Raw genomic sequence first — 21,510 nt, forward strand, 5'->3', positions numbered from 1 at the left:
CCGGATCGTCAGGCAGGTTTTTGAAGGGCCGTCGGGTTTTCGGCGAGCACTTTCCATGCGTCATAAGTGCTGAGATAAATCTGCCCGGTCAGTTCTTCACAGAAATGGGTGCGCTTGAGGCGATCCATGACCGGGCCTTTCACTTCGGCCAGGTGAAGCCGGATACCGGCATCGTCCAGCCGGCTGTTGATCGCTTCCAGGCTTTCCAGAGCGGACGCATCAATGTCATTGGTCGCCTGACAGGCCAGCACCAGGTTTTTCATTTTCGGGTGGCTGGAGGCCAGCTCCATAACGGTGTCTTCCAGGTACCGGGCGTTGGCGAAATACAGGCTCTCATCCACCCGGATAATGACAGTTTCCTCATCGGTCTCCACCTGATGCCGCAGCACATTGCGGAAATGCTCCGTACCCGGAATCCGGCCGACGATGGCGCTGTGAGGGCGACTGGTACGATAAAGGTACAGTCCGATGGAAAGTGCGACGCCTGCAGTGATGCCGGCCTCAACACCGTGTACCAGGGTCAGGATGATTGTCGCCAGCATGGCCGCACCGTCCGCCTTCGAGTAAGCCAGAGTCCTTCCGATAGCTGGCAGGTCGATCAGGGTGCTGACGGCAATAATGATGGTTGCCGCCAGGGTCGCTTTGGGAAGGAAGGCCAGAAGGCCGGTCAGAGTCAGTGTGGCAACGGCAATACCCACGGCCGTCAGCATGCCGGCGATGGGTGTCTGGGCTCCGGCCTCGAAGTTGACCACGGACCTTGAAAAACCGCCGGATACCGGGGACCCGCCGCTGACACCTGAGGCCATGTTGGCCAGGCCCAGGGCAATCAGTTCGGAGTCCGGGGCAATCCTCTGGCGCCTTTTGGCGGCAAGGGTTTGTGCCACGGAAATGGACTCGACGAAGCCCACCAGGCTGATCAGGATGGCGGCAGGAACCAGAGTGGCCCAGATTTCCGGATCCATTGACGGAAGGCTGATATCGGGAAGTCCACTGGGTACCTCTCCGACCAGGTTGACGCCGGCAGCGCCGAGATCGAAGTGCCAGGCCGCAGCTGTGGTGACGATAACCGCGGTCACCGGAGCGGCCTTGGTGGTGAGATCCGCCAGCCGATCGGGAAGTCCCGCACGTGTCAGCCCGGGTTTCAGAAACTTGCGGCAAAGGTACAGGAAGAGCAGGGCACCACCGCCAATCTGCAGGGTAATGGGATTGAAGTCATCCAATTGCTGCCAGAGTCCGTGAACCATCTCAAGCAGGTTATGGCCCCCACCGGTGACGCCGAGAATGTGGCCAAGCTGACTGCCGGCAATAAGGATCCCGGATGCAGTGACGAATCCGGATATCACCGGGTGGCTGAGAAAGTTGGCGAGAAAGCCCAGGCGCAGCAGTCCCATGGCGAAAAGTACCAGGCCCGAAAGTGTGGCCAGCACCAGTGCGGCACCAACGTACTCCGGTGTTCCCGTTTCGGCAATTCCGCCAAGCGCTGAAGCCGTCATCAGGGACGCCACGGCCACTGGTCCCACGGCCAGCGTGGCGCTGGTTCCGAACATGGCATAGACCACCAGCGGGATCATGCTGGCGTACAGGCCTACCTCGGGGGGCAGTCCTGCCAGCAACGCATAGGCCAGGGCCTGGGGCACCAGCATCAGGGTGACGATGACTGCTGCCAGCGCGTCGCTGGCAAAGGTGTCGCCACGGTAGCCCTTCAGCCAGCCCAGAATGGGCAGGAACTGGATAAGCCGATTCCTCATATTTCACTTCCCCTGTCCATCAGGCTCATTACTCAGAATCTACTTTTCCAGCATTTCCCGGATTGGCTGGGGATCATGGCCGGCCTCATGGGCTGCCTTGAGCAACAGGGGGATGTTGCATTGGGGATCCAGGGCGCGGGCCTGGGCCCACAGGTGAACTGCGCGGCGGCCGGTTCGGCAGAAGCCGAGGACTGGCGAGGGAGCGCTTTCCAGTGCCCTGCCAAAGGCTTCCACGTCGGCTTCCGAGTATTCACCGGGAGCCACCGGGATACAGACCCACTGCAGACCGGCCTTTGCGGCAGCTTCTGCATAGGCATTTTCGCCCGCGTAGCCTTCTTCGCCGGGCAGCCGGTTACAGATGACGGTGCGGAAGCCCTGGCCCCTGATGTCTTCGAAATCCTCAGGAGCCACGGTGTCAGCAACGGCGAATTCCGGTTCAAGGTAGTGAATCTTCATGCCATACCCTCCTTCAAAAGCGGTTGATGGGAACTTTCAGGTACACCTGTCCGTTGTCCTCTGCCGGAGGCATCTCGCCGGCTCTCATGTTGACCTGGACCGATGGCAGAATCAGGCGTGGCATGTCCAGCGTGGCGTCGCGCTCGGTCCTGAGCTTGATGAAGTCGTTTTCACTCATGCCCTCGTGAACGTGGATATTGTTGGCGCGCTGGTCTGCCACTGTTGTCTCATGCTGGAATTCATCCCGGCCAGGTGCCTTGTAGTCGTGACACAGGAAGATCCGGGTTTCTCCCGCAAGCGCCAGCACCTTCTGAACGGAAAGGTAAAGCGTATGGGCATCGCCGCCGGGAAAGTCACAGCGAGCGGTACCAGCGTCCGGGGCAAACAGGGTGTCACCCACAAAAGCTGCATCACCGATAACATAAGTCAGGCAGGCCGGGGTGTGTCCGGGCGTGTGCAGGATGTGTCCTTCAAGGTTGCCAATACGGAACGTGTCGCCTTCCTCAAACAGCTGATCGAACTGGCTGCCGTCACGGGCAAACTCGGTCCCGGCGTTGAAGGCTTTGCCAAAGATCTCCTGAACGTCAACGATCTTTCTGCCAATGCCGGTCCTACCGCCCAGCTTTTCATGCAGGTAAGGCGCCGCGGACAGGTGATCGGCGTGAACGTGGGTTTCAAGTATCCATTCGACCGTCAAGCCGCCGTCTTCGATGTAGCGGATGATCTCGTTTGCCGAGCGAACATCTGTCCGTCCGGCCGCATAATCGAAGTCCAGAACCGAATCGATAATTGCGCAGGCATTGCTTTCGGGGTCTTTTACGACGTAACTGAAGGTGTTGGTCGGTTCATCAAAGAAATGTTTGACTACTGGCTTTTGCATAGTCGTTCCTCCATGTGGAGCGTCTGTCATTAATAGTACACACTTAACCACATTTTGGGTTCTAAGCATAGATCATTTTGATATATGTGTCATTATGACGCTGATAGAAAAACCTGATGACGGGGAGATTTCCGACCGACTTTTGCTTGTATTTTGTGTAGATGCCCCGATTTCTTGATTTATTGAACTGACAGAGGCTGACCTATGACTGGCGATATACAACACCTGGTATGCCCCCACTGCCACAAGGTAAACCGTGTGCCCGCCGACAAAGTGGCATCCGGCGGCAATTGTGGTGCCTGTAAACGACCACTCTGGCCGGACCAGGTTCTCGAATTAACGGACCAGTCCTTTGCCATCCATACCGGGCGCAGTGACGTTCCGGTACTGGTGGATTTCTGGGCCAGCTGGTGCGGGCCCTGCAAGATGATGGCACCACAGTTCGAGCAGGCGGCGAAGGACTGGCGTGGGAAAGTACGCTTCGCAAAGCTGAATACTGAGCAATCCACAGGGGCGGCTGGCCAGTTTGGCATTCGCAGTATTCCCACTTTGATCCTGTTCCGGAATGGCAGGGAAGTGTCGCGACAGAGCGGCGCCATGAATCAGGCGCAGATCAACCAGTGGCTTCAGGCGCAGGATATTTCTATTCGCTGACGAATGCCGGAATGGGCGCTATAGTTGGATGATGCATAGAATGTACCGTCCCCTTTTGGTTGTTGGGATATCCCTTTCCAGCCTTTGTGCCTGGGCTCAGCCTCATACGGAAGACTGTGTTGCCAGCGAGGTTCAGCCCGAGTCGATTGATCTCGATCAGCCCCGCGACCAGTTGGCGCGCCAGAGTGATCTGGTGATCCCTGAAGGGGCTCTTATCGGTCGGATTCGGGTGGTTCGCCGGCCCATCTTTGATGTCAGTGATCCGGAGCAGGACAATTTTCTTTACCGGACACTGAACACACTCAATGTTCCCACCTGGGAATCGGCGTTGCGTGCTCAGCTGGTATTTGACGAAGGTGATGTGTACCAGCCAGATCTGCTCGCCGAGTCCGAACGCACCCTCCGTCAACGTGAGTATCTGACTGCAGCCTGGGTCGGTGCCACCCATGTTTGTGGGAGCGAGGTAGAGGTAAGTGTTCTGGTGCGGGATACCTGGACGCTGTTGCCGAGCGTTGGGGCTTCGAGGGCGGGTGGAGAGAACACGACAAATACCGGGTTGTCGGATCCGAACTTCCTCGGCTCAGGCAAGAGTGTGGGCGTGTCCTACTCAAGGGATCCCGACCGCACCGAAACGAGCGTGTATTTCGACGACCCGAATGTCCTGGGCTCCCACTGGCAGAGTGGCTTTTCCTACGACAGGCGCAGCGATGGCCGCGGCCGTGGCGTCTACCTGGAGCGCCCGTTCTACAGCGAGCAGGCAGACTGGCGTTTCGGGCTCAGTGGTGTGGACGATATTCGCGAGGAGTCCCGTTTCGTGGGGGCGGTAGACATTGCGGAGTACCGCCGTAGTCGTGAGTTCGCCAGTGTCGACGTGGGTTGGCGGCTGGCCGAACGTAGTGATCGCCAGCTGCGGTTGCTGGCCGGTTATCGCTACGATGCTCTGGAGTTTGAACGCCTGCCGGATGAGCCTGGACTGGACGTGCTGCCGACAGACCGGACTTTGAGTTATCCGTGGATTGGCTTTGATTACCGCGAAAACCGGTTCCGGGAGATGACAAATCTGACTCAGTTGCAGCGGGTGGAAGACGTGCGGGATGGGTTCGTGTGGCGCACGGAACTGGGCTACTCTTCGACCGGCCTTGGCGCCACTGAGGACCGTGCTGTGCTGAACATGGATTTTCAGGACGCACTGCTGGCCACTGAGACCAATTTCGCCCGCTACGGGATCAGCCAGAGCGGAACCTGGCGGTTCGACGAGAACCGTGTCGAGAATCTGTTGGGTACCCTCAGCGTGGAGTATTTCCACGGTGGCTCGGTGCGTTGGAATAGCTGGTATAGCAATCTGTCCTTCACTGCGGCCCATAATCTGACTGTGGATCAGCAGCTCCTGATCGGCGGTGACAATGGCTTGCGGGGCTATCCCAGCGAATACCAGCAGGGTAACCGGCGGGCACTGTGGACACTGGAACGCCGCTACTTCCCCGACTGGCACCCCTTCAAGCTGTTCCGCCTGGGCGGAGTGCTGTTCACGGACGTGGGGCGGGCCTGGTTCAGTGACGGCCGGAATAACGGTCCGGATGAGGGCGTGTTGAAAGACGTCGGCTTCGGGCTGAGACTGGCATCAAGCCGGATCGAGGTCCAGCGGATGCTGCACCTGGACTTTGCATTCCCGCTGGATGGTGATGACAGTATTGACGATATGCAGGTGTTGTTGCGGGGAAGGACGCGCTTCTAGCAGAATACCCGGCTCCAGTTGCAAGCCCTTACGTCAAAGGAGAATCACGGCTAATGTCTGAAGATCCCCTCAAATCCCTGTCCGACATGGCCAGTGATGCCCATGCCCGCATCCAGGCTGCCCATCAGCACATAAATCCGGTGGTGGAAGTGCGCCGCGGCATGCGCGATGCCGGTATACCCGCCGATGTCATGACCATTGACTGCCTGCGCACCCGTCGACGCATCACGCTCATCCTGCACGATGGACAACCGGGGATGGTGCTTTACCAGTTCGTGACCATGGATGATGAAGTGGGTAACGACTTTAAACAGATGCCCTTGTCCGATGTGGCTGTGGACACGCTGTTTGACTGGATGCAGGATTACTTCGGCTGAGCTGAAGCACTCGGCCGGTGATTCTTGTCCGGTTCACTCCAACACCTGTGGCCAGCTCTTGTCCGCCTGACGAATAAAGGTTTCAGTATCTTTCAGCCAGCACCGGTGTTGGTGAGAAGGCCGGTGTAGACGGGATCTTCACCGGCCAGGGCGCTGGTTCTGGCGATACTCTCCGGGAGAGCAGCCCATCCAGCGCCGGAACGCGCGGGTAAAGCTGGCGGTATCGGTGTATCCGAGATGGATGGCCAGCTCCTCCAGTTTCATGTCGCTGCCGTCGAGAAACTGCAGGGCAATTTGCCGGCGTTCGTCTTCCACCAGAGTGCGGAAGCTGGTGCCTTCCTGATCCAGTTTACGGCGCAGACTGCGTGGTGACAGAGCCAGTGCCTGGGCAATTTCGTCCAGTGAGGCGACCAGGCCCAATGGGCCGTGCAGCTTCTGACGCACCTGACCCGCCAGGCCGCTGGTCTGCAAACGCTCCAGGCGTCGGCGACACTGGTCGTCCAACATGCGGACAAGGTGCGAGTCGTAAGTGGACAGCGGCTGATCGGCAATATCGCTGTGAACCACAATGGCGTTTCTTGCACTGTGGTATGTCGGCGTGATGCCACACAATTGCCCGATGCGCTGGGCATGCTCCGGCGGAGCTCCCTGAAACTCCAGGGCAACGATGTCGACACTGGACAGGCTGAGCTCCTTGAGGAGATTGAGCCCCGTGGCAAGATCACGCTCCAGGAGGAACGAGCGCAGATGATGGGGAATGGGTTGCGCGTCCATCGCGACTCCGAAACAGTTGCCCTCATCAATTCTCGATATTCTGCAATAAGCGGTACTCAGCGGCAGGTACCGCATGGCTCTTGCAATCGCTTCCCGCAGGGTCCGACTGGTGCGCATGGCAAACCCCCAGATCCCGAAGGTCGCAAGGCTGTATTGCAGGCCGAGCTGGAAACCCAGCGCGGGCGTCTCAGGCAGGGCAAGTATCAGGTTCTCGATCAGGCGCATTTCCTGCCCCCGGGTAATCAGCGCCTCGCCGTCGAACAAGTCCTGGTCGCTAATGCCGGTGCCTAACAGGCAAGTATCCCGGTCCACCCCGTGGCTGGCGGCAAAGTTGATCATGACCTGGCTGATCGCGACGGGATGCAAAGTGTTTTCAAAGTTCGACATGGTGGAAAGTCTACCCCGGCACCGTCATCTTGGACAGTAATCTGACGCCTTGGCCACAAATGCCTTCCGAATGGCCATTGCGGTCCTGTCTGGCTGTTCTGGCCCTGATTAGACTGGCATTCGTACCCACGTCCAATCCGGAGGTTTTTCAATGTCACAGGATCTTGCCGTACTCAATAAACAGGCGATTGCATCCGCCAAACGCTACATGGGGCATGTGTCCTGGCCCACTGTCGTTCTGGTGGCAGCCGTGGTTGTCGGATTTGTGCTGAATCTGGCGCTGTTTGCTCTCGGGGTGATATCTGCCTGGGTGGCTTTGCCTGTCCTCGGAGCCCTGACCTACATGTCCTATACGCCGTTGCATGAAGCGGTGCATGGCAATATCCATGGTGGACAGGAGAGGTTGAAGTGGCTGAACGATCTCTGCGGCTACCTGGTCGCGCCGATGATTGCGATACCCTACGCATCACACCGGGTTGAACACTTTACTCATCACCGCTACACCAATCAGCCGGACAAGGACCCGGATTATATGGTCAGCGGAATGGGAAAGGGGCTGATTCCCGCGGTGGTCACGGTGATCGGATTCCTCTGGGTTCAGAACAGCTTTTTCGTCAAGCAGCACTGGGGCACGGCATCGTTTAAGGATCGCGCTATCTATTGCCTGGAAGTGCTGGTGTCTGTGGGCTGGCGAGTGGCCTTCGTTGTGGTGGTCGATCAGCCCGGAACCCTCAGCGTTATCCTGCTGGGCTACCTGCTGGGCGGCTTCTTCACGGCTTACTGGTTTGCCTATCGTCCACACATTCCCTATCAGGACGCGAAACGGTATCGCAACACAAACAGTCTGATCATGCCGAAGTGGATGAAGCCGCTGGAGTGGTTCTGGCTCGGCCAGAACCTGCACTCGATTCATCACCTGTTCCCGCGCGTGCCGTTTTACCGATATCACGCCTTGCATCGGGATATTGAGCCCATACTGCGTGCCCATGGCACACCCATCGTGGGCATTTTCAGTCGTCAACCGGTGGCGGCAGATGCCGAAAATCTCTGACAGGCATTAGTGAGTCCCGGGATCGTTGGCTTGGCTCGGCAGTGGAAGACCTTTATGATCCGGGGCTCACATCACTAAATTGGAACACTTTCTATGCAGTTCCCCAAAGCGACCGTCATACTGGTGTCTGCAGCGCTGATCTTTGTTGCATGGGAACACTTCCGCGACCGTCCCGATTCCCCTGATTCCGCGCGTTTCACCAATCTTGCTTCTAACCCGGCAGAGCGTAGCGAGGTCGTTGACTGGGTGGTCACGCAGATCCCTGAACTATGCCAGGAGGCCTCGGATGGCGAGCAGGGGAGCGACGCGTATTCGGAATGTGTTAAGCGTGGCGAATCCCGAACGTCTGCCTGCCGACGCCAGATCTACGACGCGTTTCCCGCCATCATTGCTTCCGACAGGATTTTTCGGGATGTGTCGATCACCATGATGAATTGCCTGGTACCCCAATCCGGGTTAATTAACCCGCAACAATAACAATCTCAGAGGAATACTCATGCCGACTCAAACCATCTGGATTACCGGAGCCTCCTCGGGAATTGGTGAAGCCCTGGCTGTCCGCTTTGCCCGGGACGGGGCCCGTCTTGTGCTCTCTGCCCGGCGGGAAAGTGAACTGGAGCGGGTTGCGGAGCGATGCCGGGAAGCGGGTCTTGAGGCTGACCAGGTCCTGGTGCTGCCGCTGGATGTGACGGACTGGGAAGGCTTGTCGGTGTCGGTTCAGCGCGTGCTCGATACCTTTGGGGGCATTGATCTTCTGGTTAATAATGCCGGTGTGTCCCAGCGTTCGCTATGCAAAGATACCGATATGTCGGTTTATCAGAAGTTGATGGATGTGGACGTGATGGGCCAGATCGCGCTCACCAAGGCGGTATTGCCACACATGCTGGAGCGTGGTGCCGGCCACCTGGCAGTGACGGCCAGCGTGGCTGGCAAGGTGGGCGTGCCTCAGCGCACGGGGTATTGTGCCGCCAAGCACGCGGTCATGGGCTTCTTTGATGCCTTGCGGGCGGAAGTGGAGGAACAGGGTGTTCACGTTTCAACAATCACCCCGGGCTTCATCCGGACGGATATCTCCCGTAATGCGCTGGCCGGCGATGGCAAGGCCTTCGGTCAGGAGGATGACGATATTGCCGGTGGTATGGATGTGAACGAATGCGCCGAAGTGATCTTCAAGGGACTCAATGCGAAGAAACCGGAGATCGCGGTAGGCAAGGGCAAAGAAATGGCTGCGCTCTGGATCAAGCGGATTTCACCGAATGCGCTGTTCCGGATTGTAAGGATGCAGAATCGGAAAAACTGATGAGCGAATACACCGATCACCTCCACGAAGTCTTCCAGCACTTCGGGCCCATCACCATTCATTGAGGAAGTTATGTTGATTGGTTAAAATTTAACCATCAGTCTGATTGGAGTACGAATCTTATGATCTCCTCAGGCGCTTATTCTGAATCTTCCATAAGCCTGCGTGCAGTTCGTACGTTTTCCTTGTGGTTGTCTGCTGTCTTACTCTGCCTGCTGATAACCTCGACTGCTGGAGCTGAAGAGGTCCTGGCGCAGCCAGCGGATAATGCGCCGATGTCGGTTCTGGATGGTAAGACCTTCAAGGCCACGCTGGGGAGGGGGGATGATGCGCCGATCGACGATTTTCTGGTCTTCAAGGATGGCCTGTTTGTGTCTAAAGAGTGCGAGGCGCGTTGCGGTTACGCGGAGGCCGAATATTGGGTGCGGGCTGAGGGAGACACCATTGAGATGTTGGCGGAGTCGCCCTGCTTGAGATCCGACGCAATTATTATCTGGGAAGGGACGATCAAGGGCGAAGAGATAGAAGGGACATATACCTGGATTAATAAACGTTGGTACTGGACGTTCGAGAAGGAATTCGAGTTCAAAGGTCGGTTGGTGGATGTCTCTACTGCAACCAATAACTGATCTTTACAGCAACAGGCTGATTCATGGACACGCAGGCTAAAAGAAAACTGGCTGGCATCCTGAAGCTCCTCATTCTGATCGCGCTGATTGTCGTTGGTAATCTTTTCACCCGGGGTGTCCTGGAGGGCATGGAGGTTTCGATTCGGCCCTCTAACGAGCCAATGCTGCACCGAATCATCGTTACCTCGATGATTGCTTATGTTTTCCTGATGGCGATTCCGTTTGTTCCTGGCGTAGAAATCGGGCTGGCCTTGATGATGCTTCTGGGGCCCAAGATTGTTCCGCTGGTCTATGGCTGTACTCTGGTTTCTCTGTGTCTGGGGTTTATGGTAGGGCGCTTTCTTTCTGAGGCTATGATCAGCCGGTTCCTGATGGATTTGCATCTTTTCAGGGCAGGGCGATTCATTGAAAGACTGCAGGGGCTGGACAGCCAACAGAGGCTGAGTTTAATGCTTGAAAAATCGCCTCGCAGGCTGGTGCCCGTGCTTTTGCGGCACCGTTTTCTTACCTTGATGGTTGTGATCAACCTTCCGGGTAATATGATAATCGGTGGTGGCGGCGGTCTGGCGATGGTTGCGGGAATAAGCCGTTTGTTTTCCATCCCTCAATTCGTCCTTCTAATTGCAGTGGCCATCTCCCCCTTGCCGCTATTACTGTTGCTTTTTGGTGACATGGTGGGAGGCTGGCCGGTTTAGTACAGTAAATACCGCCATCCTGACGGATAAGCTCGGGAATGCGCTGTCCCGGATTGTCAGGAAACAGAACTGGAAAAACTGATGAGTGAATACACCGATCACCTCCATGAAGTCTTCCAGCACTTCGGCCCCATCTCCATTCGCAAGATGTTCGGTGGCTATGGCATCTACCATGGCGGCCTGATGTTCGCACTGGTGGCCAACGATGCTCTTTACCTGAAAACCGATGGGGAGAACGTGAGTGACTTCGAGCGCGAGGGCCTGGGGCCATTCGAGTACGATAAGGGCGGCAAGGTGGTCAAAATGTCCTACTACCTTGCCCCGGACGACGTCCTGGAAGACTCGGAGCAGGCGGCCATCTGGGCCCGTCGCTCATATGAGGCTGCCTTGCGGGCGCGCAATAAAACCTAAAGCCTGTTAAGGCAGAAACGTTAAAGTGAGTGAGTCCATGAAACATGATGAATTAAAGAGCGTTCTCGAGTCAGACGGCGAAGAACGGTACGACTACTTCCTGAGCCAGGTGCTCGAAGAACGTGAGATCTGGATTCTGGTGAACGCAGAGAATCGGTTCCTGAAAATCGTGTCTGAAGACGGCGATGTGGAGCACTTGCCAGTCTGGCCGAGCGAGGCCTTCGCGGCAGAGTACTGTAAAGATTCCGGTGATCTCACCCCGAAAAGCATTTCCTTGCCGGATTTCTTCCGGAAATGGGTGCCGGGTTTGACGAAAGATGGTCTGGATATCGGGGTGTTTCCCGGTCTGGATGACACCCTTTGGATAACAGAGCCGGAAGAGCTGAAGCGTGACCTGCAGGATGAGATGTCGAGTTTCTAACGAGGGGAAGGGGCATGGAAGCATTATTCATCGTTCTGGTTGCCGGCATTATTTTACTCATTCCTGTCGGCTCGCTCCTTGGATTTCTCGCCTTTCGACAGCGTGGTGATCAGTCCTCCCGGCTCGACCTCCTATGGCGGGAAGTATCCAGCCTGCGGGAGGAAGTTGCACACCTGAAACGCCAGCTGGGCCGTGAGGAGGAGTTACCGGCGTCACAACCCGATACTCCCGAAGAGCCGGCTCCCGCTGAACAAACATCATCTCCGCAAGCCGTCGCGGCCGCAGATTCCGCATCCAGTGATTGGACCGAACAGGCAGTGCCGGTGGCGCAATCTGAACAGTCGGAACCGGACCGTGTTTCCCGCCTTACCACCGCTCTCAAGGAAAACTGGATGGTCTGGCTTGGTGGCCTGAGCGTTGGGCTGGCCGGAATTTTCATGGTCAGCCATTCCATCAGCGCCGGGCTGATCGGGCCGGTACAGCAACTGTTGCTCGCGCTGTTCACCGGTCTTGCCCTGCATGCCGGCGCGGAGTTCCTGCGTCGTCGCAACCGGGGCGCGGATCAGGTGTTTGCCGCGTTGGCGGGGGGCGGCAGTATCACGCTGTATGCGGCGCTGCTTGCCGGTGTTCACCACTATGAGCTGATCAGCCCATTGACCGGCCTGGTGGGGCTTGCGGCGGTCTCCCTCGCCACCATGGCGTTGGCCCTGGTTCATGGCCCGTTGCTGGCCATTATGGGGCTGAGTGGTGCCTATCTGGTACCTCTGTTGATCGGGGGTGAGGACGGCAGTGTGGCGTTTGTGCTGTCGTACAGTTTCGTGATTACCCTAAGTTCGCTGCTGTTAATGCGTTACGTCTTTCGTGATTGGCTGTGGTTCGCGACGTTGGCCGGCGCGCTGTTGTGGTGGCTGGTCACCCTGTCCTCGGCCCCGGTTGGGGTACCGACGGCCTGGTATATCGCCGTCCTGTTTGCAGTCTTTGCAATCCTCGCGGGTAACCTGCAGGCAGGCGTGCCACGCCTGCGGGAAACGCTGCTCGCGCTGTTGGCCCTCTGGGGCTTGTCGATCGCTGATCAGTCCGCCGACAGTCCGTTGTTCTGGAGTTGGCTGCTTATCCTACCGGTAGCCGCATTGGTGCCCCAGAGCCGCGGGACATTCTGGTACCTGCCCTGGGTAGCGGTGATGATCACTGCCGCTGGGTGGCTGGTCTATATGGTTCGTGAGGTGCCAGGTCATGTGTACCTGGAACAGATGCCCGTCGCGCATCAGGGCGGGTTTCTTTCCTACCTGATTGCCGCTGCGATACTGACTCTTGGCCTCGGCCTGTGGCACTGGGTGCGTGACCCGGAGCGCCGCCGCTGGGCATCGCTTACGATGCTCTCACCGCTGGTGTGGCTGACTCTGGGCTGGTTGCTGCTGCATGGCTACGGCACATCCTCCATTTGGGCGGTTGGCACACTGTTGCTTGGCGGTTTGTACGGTGCTCTGGCCTGGCAGATGGAAAGCCGTGAGCGCTATCGTACGGGGGTGGTCTGGGCCATCCTGGCCGCGCACGTCAGTTACTCGCTGGCGGCGGTTATGGTGTTCCGCGAAGCCTCACTCACATTGGCGCTGTCCGTTCAGTTCATCAGTCTTACCTGGCTGGCGCGCCGCTATGAGATGCCGGAACTGTACCTGCTGCTCAAAGTCGCGCTGGCGCTGGTGGTGGCGCGGCTGACCTTCAATCCATGGTTGCAAAGTTACGATGCCGGTGTGCATTGGTCACTGTGGACCTACGGTGGCGCGACGTTGTGTGCGGCCGTGGCCACCTGGATCGCGAGCCGGAATCACCGTATCCGCCCCTGGCTGGAGGGCGCGACGTTACACCTGCTGGTGTTATTCCTGGGCTCGGAAATGCGCTACTGGCTTTACGACGGCAATATCTTTGCCCATGAATACAGCTTTACCGAGGCGACGATCAACACGCTGCTCTGGGGTGCGCTCAGCCTGACCTATACCGTTCGCGCCAAGGCCAGTGAATCCCTGGCCTGGCTCTACCGGCTGTTTGCATGGATTCTGCTAGGCCTTGCCTGCCTCAGTTATCTCACGCTGATCACCGTGCATAATCCCTGGTGGGGTGGCAGTGCCATTGGTGATACGGCGATCTTCAATATCCTGTTGCCTGCCTACGGCGGACCGGTGCTGCTGGCCCTGATTGCCAGCCGGTTCCCGACGTTGGTGCCAAGGTTCTGGTCACTGTGCGTGGCGGCTGCGAGCTTTCTGTTATTCACAGCCCTGGAGATCCGGCAACTGTGGCAGGGCAGCGAGATGGCGCTGTCCTTCGGGATCACCGAGGGTGAGCTTTACAGTTATTCCGTTGTGGGGATGTTGTACGCCATCGCTGCAATCATTTACGCCACCGGACGCAATAATACGACGCTGTATAAGGCCGGTATGGCCTTGTTGGGGCTGGTGATTGCCAAGATCTTCCTGATCGACATGGGCGGACTGCAAGGCCTGTGGCGGGTTGCTGCCTTTATGGGATTGGGGCTTGCTCTGCTGGGATTGGCCTGGCTCTACCGGAAAGCTCAGGGAGCTCCGGAGCGGGGTTAGGGCACCCCTTCGGTGAGGGGCGGTCAATTTACGGTCATATTCCTGAAACGCCCGTTTTAAAGCCCTTGGGAGTACCTATCCTTGCGTTGCTAACACAGTTATCCACAGATTCTGTGGGCAACTTTCGGTGCTCCGGCCCTCTCGAACCGGAGCAACTGTCCATCAGTGGGCGGTTGTTGTCTTCATTCTGGCTTTACGCCGATTCCCGTCACGGAATTCCGGGGCGATGCTGTCCTGCACGGCGCGCTTGAACTGGTCAATGAGTTCGCTGTTGTCATGGTCCCAGGGGTGGAACCCTGGTTTGAAATAGCGCAGCCACTCGCCTGTCAGACTCGAGAACGCCCCGTTAATGCCCCACATCCGCCACAATCCCTGAAGGGTGTCGGTCAGTGACGGTCGACCGTCTCGGGCCATCATGCGAAGGGTGCCATAGGTGGTGAACACCGCCAGTATGGCGGTGCTCATGACCAGCCACCCGGTTCGCTCAATATAGTTGCTGCCGTCAACCGCCTTGTAAACATTGAACGCCACACCCTTGTGTTCGGTCTCCTCCACGGCGTGCCAGACCCACAGTGGACGCATGGTTTCGTGCATGTCTTCGCGAATGTCATCCCGTGCCAGCAGCAGGTCGGCGAGCATGGCGGTCAGGTGTTCCAGGGCACAGGTGATGGCCAGATGGTGACGCTTTGGAAGCATCCGAACCGCATCCAGCAGAATCTTCAGGTGTGCTTCGATCTCCTCGGTCGGCATGCCCTGGTCGTGGACGTGCTGGTTCATGGCGACGTGTTCCAGGGAGTGCATGGCCTCCTGGCCGATAAAGCCGGAGATTTCCTTCTGCAGGACCGGGTCCTGTACCGATGCGCGGAAGTGCCGGACGGCATCAACAAAGAAGGTTTCGCCCTGGGGGAAAAGCAGCGACATGGTATTCATGGTATGGCTCATCAGGCGATTCCCCCCCAGCCAATAGCGGGGCACCTTGTTGTTGAACGTGAAGCCCATGCGTTGAGGCTTGATACTGACGTTTTCGGGGGTAGGGCGTAGCGGGGTTTTCCTGGTTTCGGGTGATTGCATGGTGATGTCTCCGTCTGTTCGGTGATGCATGAAGAGAAAAAGAGGACCGGTCGCAGGAGCAGAGCCGGCCCTAAAGGTTCGGGGTTATTCGGTTTCGGCGACTTCCCGGACCCGCTCGGAAGGCAGGACTTTGCGGCCGACGCCGAACTCGAAGTCGGTCTCGTGAACCCGCCGGGTCCAGAGCCAGAACTTCCAGGTGGAATAGGGCCAGACGGCGAAGTTCTTACCGTCGGCCTGCTGGTACCAGCTGGTGCAGCCGGTGGCCCAGACCGTGCCATCGAGTGCCTTCTGGGCGTTTTCGTTGAAGCGTTGCTGGGCCTCCGGTTTGACGTCGAGGTAGTCTGCGTAGCGCAGGCGGGCGCCTTCCATGCACTTGAGGATGTAATCCACCTGGGCCTCGATCATGAAAATGATGCTGTTGTGTCCCAGGCCGGCATTGGGGCCGACCAGCTGATACATGTTGGGGTAGCCGCTGACCATGGTGCCCATGTAGCCCTCCACTCCGTCTTTCCAGTCCTTGCCAAGGGTGTGGCCTTTGCGTCCCTTGAGGGTGAAGTCTTTCATGTACAGGCGCGGGTCCACCTGGAAACCGGTGCCCAGAATGATGCAGTCGGCCGGGTGCTCGACGCCGTCGCTGGTCACAATGCCATTCGGGGTAACCCGGTCGATGCGTTCGGTCACCAGTGACACGTTTGTGCGGTTGAACATCGGGTAGAACTTGTTGGAAATCAGTACCCGCTTACAGCCAATGGTGTAGTCCGGGGTGAGCTTGCGGGCGGTTTCCCGGTCGCGGACCTGCAAGCGAATAAACAGCTTGGTGAGATGCTGCAGACTGCGGGCCAGCGCCGGGTTGAAGATGGGCCAGACCCGGGATTCGTTGGACCAGTAAAGGCGGGCCCGGTGCAGCTTCCGCAGAGCCGGGACGTGCCTGAACACGCTCTTTTCAAGGCCGTTGTAGCTGCGTTCGTCCCGGGGGATGATCCAGGCAGGTGAGCGCTGCATGACCGTCAGGTGGTCCACCTCCGGAGCGATCTCCGGACAGTACTGGATCGCGCTGCCACCGGTTCCGATGGACACCACTTTTTTACCCTTCAGATCGTAGTCATGGTCCCAGCGGGCGGAATGAAAGACCATGCCCTTGAAGCCGTCCAGCCCCGGGATGTCCGGATACTGAGGTACATGCAAAGGGCCGGAAGCCAGCACCCAGTGATGGCAGTCGAACTTGTCCCCGGTTTCCGTGGTCAGCGTCCAGCGCGCCCGGTCCTCGTCAAACTCGGCGGCGATGACCTCCTGGTTGAAGCGGACGTGCGGGCGAATCTGGTATTTGTCGGTGGTGTTCAGGATGTAGTCCTGAATTTCATTCCAGGGCGCATAACGTTTGCTCCAGTCCGGCTTGCCCTCGAAGGAATACGAATACAGGTGCGACTGCACATCGCATGCACAGCCCGGGTAGGTGTTGTCGCGCCAGGTGCCGCCGACTTCGTCGGCTTTTTCCAGCATCACAAAATCGTGGATGCCGGCTTCCTTGAGTTTAATCGCCATGCACAGGCCGCCGAAGCCGGCCCCGACGATCACGACCTCGGTCTTTTTGATGCTGGGGGTGTGGGGTGTTTTTTGTTGACCCATAGCCCGGTCTCCTATTGCTGATGTTGTCATGTGTGAGGTCGAGTGTATGAGGAGATCACGGGGTTTCTCGGTTCAGAAACGGCCATGCGGCATGCCCGATGGGACATGAGGGGGTAATGAAAGGGCAGGCTTGCGTCAGGTCAAAAAAGAGTCAGTTATTGGTGAGGAAAGGCCGTTGTGGCGTGAATTGATATGGACGGGAGTGGTGTACCTGGTTGCTTTGCCCGGACCCTGGTGTTCCTTCTGATTCTTGCACGGGCTCGAAGTAGCGGTTGAGCAGATCCGGGTCGTCGAAATGGCGCTTGCCGATAAAGGCGGTGGCGTGGTGGCTCCATTGCCGCATGGCTCCGGGTGAGAGTACACCGGTGCCCCAGAGCAGGAATCGCTCCAGACGTTCTGTGCCGGCGACCAGGCCGTTGGGCAGGAACAGGCTGCGGTACACGCCCTTACTGTCCGGTAACGCCCTGAGCCGGTCATAGTGAATCAGTTCATAGGGTGTTGATTCTGTGATCGGCTTCGGTGGAGGCGAAAAACTCACATTGGCAACGTAGTGGGTACCGCTGGCCAGGTGAACAATCGGGCGGGACATAGCCTGCTGGTTGTCTGGGGCTCTTAGAGGCAACACCGTCATGATTTCGTCCCCCACTGCGTCGGGGTTGAGCCGGAGTCGGTCCTGGAGAGGATACCATTGGTGATAGCAGCCACAGGGGTGGACGCTGTCATACATCAGGACTTGTCCGTTCTCATCCAGCGTGACGCGCCAGATCAGTCCATCCAGCCGTCCGCCGTAGATATCCAGGGGGTGGGGCTTGGGTCGTTCATCGAACCAGAACACATAGACCAACTGCGGTAGCCATTGGTTCTGCCAGCGAACCTGAGTGATCAGCGTATACGCCCGGGCGGGTGGCTCGATTACCCAGCGGCTGTCTTTCCACCGCGGTGTTCCGGGTCGGTCATAGGGGTTATCCGTTGCCATGATCAGATGGGGAGCGTGATACGACAGTAGTTTTTCGGCCCCTTCCCGTGAAAACACTGGCAATCCCAGCCGGTCCCGGGAGCGTTCATGGCCTAGAATGGACGTTACAAGCGCCGCATCAGGTTCCGGTAGCCCCGGCGAAAACTGACGGGCCCCGGCATTGTCAGTCTGCTCAGCAAATAAATTTACCTGTGACGCCTGGAGTCTGCGTACCTGATAAGCCAGCACAGGCCGGATCAATGGATAGGCGCCAATGGTGCGTCGCCAGTCCAGATAGGCATCCGGCACCTGCACGTTGGCAACAAGGTCTGCCCACTGGCGCGCATCGGTCGCCAGCACTGCCACCTGTTGTGTGGCGCAGTGCATCAGCCAGCCGGGGTCGGACATATGACGCTTTTCTAGCCGGGCGAGTCGGACACGCAACGCCCGCTCCCCGTTATATAGTGCATGATATAACCAGTCATGGCGTTCTGCGGGTGAAAGGGCGGCGAGGTCAAAATCGGCCAGCGTCCGGTTAACCCGCAGGTAAGGGTAGCCAGGGATCCGGTTTCCCTGAGCATCCTGGATGCCGGCCTGTTGCAGTTGCCGCTCAACATCCTGCCAGGCCGTGGTGCAGGCTTCGCTGGTCAGGGACATCACCGGTGGTGTTGTGGGTTGGCCGGCACAGCCACCAACTACCCAGACCATAAACATCAGGGTCAGGAGGTTGTAATTAAACGCCTGGTGCGGCCTACAGAGTTTGAGCATTTGCCTGGCTGCCTCGGGTGTCTCTAGCGCTATTGACCCTGGGGTCGCGTGGAAGTTTCAGGAGAGTTATATGCACACCAGTTTAGCCACCACGAATATCATAATGACCGGCATGCCGGGTAGCGGTAAAAGTACCGTGGGCGTATTGCTGGCCAAGCGCCTCGGGCTTGGCTTTGTGGATACCGACCTGCTGATCCAGCAACATGCCGGTTGCACGTTGCAGGACATCGTGGACAACGAGGGGTACCAGGCGTTGCGGGCAGTTGAGGAAGGCGTGCTGCTCAGGCTGAACGTGGAGCGCCACGTGATTTCCACGGGGGGAAGCGCCGTTTACAGTGCAAAGGCGATGAACCACCTCAAAGGCAATGGTGTGGTGGTGTTTCTGGATATTCCCCTGGATCTGGTCATCAAGCGCATTGGAGATTACAGCCTGCGCGGCATCTCACGCCGCCCGGATCAGTCGCTGGACGAACTGTTTGAGGAACGCTTTGAACTTTATAGCCTTCATGCGGACATCACTGTTTCCTGTGCCGGACGGGATCAGGATGAGGTGTGCGAGGCAGTGGTTGCGGCCCTGGAAACGCGGCTTGCCCCCCGATGAGTTGGCTGCCAAGAAGGGCGGCTGCCAGGTAGCAAAGGCTCGCAGCCGCCATCAGCACCGTGAATCCCCAATGCATGGCAATCAGCACCGCCGCCAGTGAACCGATGACGCTGGTAAAGCCGTTGATGCCCCAGGCCCAGGCGATGGTGGAGGCGCCGGCGGCGCGAACGCGGAGCATACCCTGGGGCAGGGCGCAGCCCATGGGAAAGGCAATGGCGAAGACCGCGGCGGAAATAAAGCTGGCGCGGGCCGCGAATGACCAGTCCGCGGCAAACTCGAAGCCATGGGCGAACAGGACCATGAACAGCGGCGCGAGGCCGGCTGGCAGGAGGAGCCAGCCGACCAACGCACGATCGGTCAGCCGCCTCCGGCCCAGCCAATAACTGCCAGCCCCGGCGCCAACCAGCATGGCAGCTACCACTGTACTGAAAGCGCTGCTGGTGGCATCAAGCAGCAGGGTGCTCTTTTGCAGCAGCCCGATTTCCACAAACATGAAACCCAGGCCCAGGGCGCTGAAATAAAGGCCGGTGGGGAACTGCCGTACCCGGTTTTCGCGTGCTGGAGCACGGTCCCGGCGGATGAATGCCAGGGGCGCAGCAATGGCCACCAGGGCCAGCACGGCCCCGATCAGCAGGGCGGCCCAGTGCAGCAGGTAGCCCCAACTCAAGTGGGCTCGCCAGGTTGGCCCGAAAGTGTCGCGTAATGTGCCCAAGCCCTGGCGGCGAAAGAATTTGTCGAAGAAAGGGCTGTCGTCGGTGGTGGGCTGGACGTCGAAGGCATAGTTCTCCTGAAAGGTCGTCGCTTCGTCCTCAATAAACGCCTTGAAGGGACCATAGAGACCACCGTTTCGCCGGTGATGAAAGCGATTGGTGTCCGCTTCCTGGAGCCCTGGCAGAGCCACCAGATCAAACCGCCAGCGCTCGGCGAACGCGCGCAATGCCTGTTGTCGGTCGTCATCAATGGAGGTCTGGGTGACGAGCAATACGAGGTTGCGCCAGTCCCGAATCGCTGCGATGTGCGTGGAGGGGCTCTTGCCCATCTGTCGTAGTGCGCGTGCTGCGGTGGCGACCAGCCGCAGGCTGTGCTGGGGCATGGCCTTGATGTCGGTCACGACCGCGTAGACACCGCCCTGGCTCACATCGGCCAGTACGTCCCGGAAGGCTTCCACCGTGGTGTCGTAGCGCACGGTGCCCGCCGCAAGCCCGGCTTCTGGCGCGGAAATGGTCAACATGACGACATCGAATGGGCCTGGATGAGCGGCATGAAACCGCCGCGCGGTCATCGGCTCCAGCTCTACCCCGGCAGGCAGGTAGGGGCGTGCCGGGCCTGCGTCACCGGTGAGCAGACGGCGCAGGTTGGCGTTTTCCTCGCTGGCCTGAATGCGTTCCGGATCGTGGAATGCGGCGACCCAGGCTTGCCAGCTACCCCCAAGTGAATGGAGCAACACCGTGGGCTGTGGCGGTGCCAGGTGAAAGGCTGCGCTTGATATGACCGATTGCATCAGGGGCGGTGGTGCTGACACGTCCAGCAAGGGCGCTCCAAGATCACCGTCAAAGAACAGCTGTACCTGGGGTGGGGCTTCCGCGGTAGAGGCGATACTCATCCCTGGCGCGCTGTGAAGGCCGGGGGCATCCAGCACCGTGAGCCGGGTGTCGGGCGTGTCTCGCTCCCAGAGTATCCGGGCATCACGGGTGTTCAACTGGATGGACAGCTCCTTGTACTCGGCGGGTTGAATGGGCAGGCCGTCGATGTTGTGGATGGCAATCACGATGCCGGCCAGACCGGCGCCGATGGCACTGTTGCGGACGCCAGCCCTGGTCAGGACGACGGCCATCGCTGCTGCCAGGGAGAAGAAAATCAGCAGGTTTTCCAGTGCCATGATTTGCAGGGCGAGCGGTACGCTCAGGGCGCCAGCGGCGCTCCCGGTGAGGTCGGCGGCATAAAGTTGGCCGATGTGCCCCGACCAACAGATGAAGCAGGTGGTGACAAACAGTGCGCCGAGGAAGAAGGGGACCAGGAAACAGGCCACGTAAAGGCCAAACCCGAGCAGTTCCTCCGGACGCCAGGCCAGAGCGGGCAGGGTCATGTCGATGTGTCCGGACAGGATCACACTAAGCGGCAGGGTCAAGGCAAAGCTGGCGGCGGATACCGTGAGCCAGACCGCGCCATGGCGTCGGATGGTGTCGGCGAACAGGCTGGCAAAGGCGCCAGCGGCCGCGAAGCCGAGCAGGCCCAGGGCAATGATCACTGATGCGAGGTGATGCAGGTGTTGTATCGCGATGATGCGGGTGAGCGCCACCTCAAAGCCGACAATCCCGGCGGCCACCAGACCCAGCGCCAGGAGTAGGGTGCGACGGGGTGGGGCGTCGGCGGGGTGCAT

General features: G+C 58.7%; 20 protein-coding genes. 12 read left to right on the forward strand and 8 right to left on the reverse strand.

Features of this window, described 5'->3' with window-relative positions; all coding sequences use genetic code 11:
* Positions 1–8: 8 nt before the first annotated feature.
* Genes sulP through Q0Y21_RS02885 form a run of 3 tightly spaced genes read right to left on the reverse strand, consistent with a single transcriptional unit; the run spans position 9 to position 3,084 of the window.
* Positions 9–1,748 (reverse strand): sulfate permease, encoded by a 1,740-nt coding sequence (sulP, locus tag Q0Y21_RS02875; RefSeq protein ID WP_297791343.1) that lies wholly within the window; start codon positions 1,746–1,748, stop codon positions 9–11.
* A gap of 39 nt (positions 1,749–1,787) precedes the next feature.
* The gene (locus Q0Y21_RS02880; protein ID WP_297791345.1) at positions 1,788–2,204 is read right to left on the reverse strand and encodes a TIGR01244 family sulfur transferase; all 417 of its coding nucleotides are present in this window, start codon (positions 2,202–2,204) and stop codon (positions 1,788–1,790) included.
* 13 nt (positions 2,205–2,217) lie between these two features.
* Complete coding sequence (locus Q0Y21_RS02885; RefSeq protein WP_297791347.1) at positions 2,218–3,084, reverse strand: MBL fold metallo-hydrolase; 867 nt, start codon at positions 3,082–3,084, stop codon at positions 2,218–2,220.
* 204 nt (positions 3,085–3,288) lie between these two features.
* On the opposite strand from Q0Y21_RS02885, the gene trxC reads away from it, so the two are divergent.
* From trxC to Q0Y21_RS02900, 3 genes are read left to right on the forward strand one after another with little or no spacing between them, the layout of a single operon-like run.
* Complete coding sequence (gene trxC / locus Q0Y21_RS02890; protein WP_297791349.1) at positions 3,289–3,738, forward strand: thioredoxin TrxC; 450 nt, start codon at positions 3,289–3,291, stop codon at positions 3,736–3,738.
* 40 nt (positions 3,739–3,778) lie between these two features.
* The gene (locus Q0Y21_RS02895) at positions 3,779–5,473 is read left to right on the forward strand and encodes a BamA/TamA family outer membrane protein (protein WP_297791351.1); all 1,695 of its coding nucleotides are present in this window, start codon (positions 3,779–3,781) and stop codon (positions 5,471–5,473) included.
* A gap of 53 nt (positions 5,474–5,526) precedes the next feature.
* A complete protein-coding gene (locus Q0Y21_RS02900; RefSeq protein ID WP_297791353.1) occupies positions 5,527–5,850 on the forward strand; it encodes a hypothetical protein in 324 nt (107 codons plus the stop codon).
* A gap of 138 nt (positions 5,851–5,988) precedes the next feature.
* On the opposite strand, the gene Q0Y21_RS02905 is transcribed toward Q0Y21_RS02900, so the two are convergent.
* Positions 5,989–7,011, reverse strand: coding sequence for an AraC family transcriptional regulator (locus tag Q0Y21_RS02905; protein WP_297791355.1), 1,023 nt, complete (start codon positions 7,009–7,011; stop codon positions 5,989–5,991).
* A gap of 151 nt (positions 7,012–7,162) precedes the next feature.
* On the opposite strand from Q0Y21_RS02905, the gene Q0Y21_RS02910 reads away from it, so the two are divergent.
* From Q0Y21_RS02910 to Q0Y21_RS02945, 8 genes are all read left to right on the forward strand, one after another.
* Positions 7,163–8,062: a fatty acid desaturase gene (locus tag Q0Y21_RS02910; RefSeq protein ID WP_297791357.1), complete on the forward strand. Its 900-nt coding sequence runs from the start codon at positions 7,163–7,165 to the stop codon at positions 8,060–8,062.
* 93 nt (positions 8,063–8,155) lie between these two features.
* Positions 8,156–8,539: a hypothetical protein gene (locus tag Q0Y21_RS02915; RefSeq protein ID WP_297791359.1), complete on the forward strand. Its 384-nt coding sequence runs from the start codon at positions 8,156–8,158 to the stop codon at positions 8,537–8,539.
* A gap of 19 nt (positions 8,540–8,558) precedes the next feature.
* Positions 8,559–9,362 (forward strand): SDR family oxidoreductase, encoded by an 804-nt coding sequence (locus tag Q0Y21_RS02920; RefSeq protein ID WP_297791361.1) that lies wholly within the window; start codon positions 8,559–8,561, stop codon positions 9,360–9,362.
* Between the two features lie 122 nt (positions 9,363–9,484).
* Entirely contained in the window at positions 9,485–9,991 is a 507-nt protein-coding gene (locus Q0Y21_RS02925; protein ID WP_297791363.1) for a hypothetical protein, read from the forward strand.
* A 23-nt stretch (positions 9,992–10,014) separates the two neighbouring features.
* Positions 10,015–10,686 (forward strand): hypothetical protein, encoded by a 672-nt coding sequence (locus Q0Y21_RS02930; protein WP_297791365.1) that lies wholly within the window; start codon positions 10,015–10,017, stop codon positions 10,684–10,686.
* Between the two features lie 81 nt (positions 10,687–10,767).
* Positions 10,768–11,097 carry a TfoX/Sxy family protein gene (locus Q0Y21_RS02935; protein WP_297791367.1) on the forward strand — a complete coding sequence of 110 codons (330 nt, stop codon included), beginning with the start codon at positions 10,768–10,770 and terminating at the stop codon, positions 11,095–11,097.
* A 37-nt stretch (positions 11,098–11,134) separates the two neighbouring features.
* On the forward strand, positions 11,135–11,518 hold the full coding sequence (locus tag Q0Y21_RS02940) for a DUF2750 domain-containing protein (RefSeq protein WP_297791369.1): 384 nt from the start codon (positions 11,135–11,137) through the stop codon (positions 11,516–11,518).
* Positions 11,519–11,532: 14 nt separating this feature from the next.
* Positions 11,533–14,109 carry a DUF2339 domain-containing protein gene (locus tag Q0Y21_RS02945; protein ID WP_297791371.1) on the forward strand — a complete coding sequence of 859 codons (2,577 nt, stop codon included), beginning with the start codon at positions 11,533–11,535 and terminating at the stop codon, positions 14,107–14,109.
* A 162-nt stretch (positions 14,110–14,271) separates the two neighbouring features.
* On the opposite strand, the gene Q0Y21_RS02950 is transcribed toward Q0Y21_RS02945, so the two are convergent.
* The 3 genes from Q0Y21_RS02950 to Q0Y21_RS02960 form a co-directional block, all read right to left on the reverse strand.
* A complete protein-coding gene (locus Q0Y21_RS02950; RefSeq protein ID WP_297791372.1) occupies positions 14,272–15,180 on the reverse strand; it encodes a metal-dependent hydrolase in 909 nt (302 codons plus the stop codon).
* A gap of 84 nt (positions 15,181–15,264) precedes the next feature.
* Complete coding sequence (locus Q0Y21_RS02955) at positions 15,265–16,806, reverse strand: NAD(P)/FAD-dependent oxidoreductase (RefSeq protein ID WP_297791374.1); 1,542 nt, start codon at positions 16,804–16,806, stop codon at positions 15,265–15,267.
* A gap of 151 nt (positions 16,807–16,957) precedes the next feature.
* Positions 16,958–18,529 carry a hypothetical protein gene (locus Q0Y21_RS02960; protein WP_297791376.1) on the reverse strand — a complete coding sequence of 524 codons (1,572 nt, stop codon included), beginning with the start codon at positions 18,527–18,529 and terminating at the stop codon, positions 16,958–16,960.
* 70 nt (positions 18,530–18,599) lie between these two features.
* Between Q0Y21_RS02960 and Q0Y21_RS02965 the strand changes: the two genes are divergently transcribed.
* Positions 18,600–19,130, forward strand: a complete 531-nt coding sequence (locus tag Q0Y21_RS02965; protein ID WP_297791378.1) for a shikimate kinase — start codon at positions 18,600–18,602, stop codon at positions 19,128–19,130.
* On the opposite strand, the gene Q0Y21_RS02970 is transcribed toward Q0Y21_RS02965, so the two are convergent.
* Entirely contained in the window at positions 19,045–21,510 is a 2,466-nt protein-coding gene (locus Q0Y21_RS02970) for a hypothetical protein (protein ID WP_297791380.1), read from the reverse strand. The genes Q0Y21_RS02965 and Q0Y21_RS02970 overlap by 86 nt on opposite strands.

It is taken from the genome of uncultured Marinobacter sp. (assembly GCF_947259545.1).
Lineage (GTDB): Bacteria > Pseudomonadota > Gammaproteobacteria > Pseudomonadales > Oleiphilaceae > Marinobacter.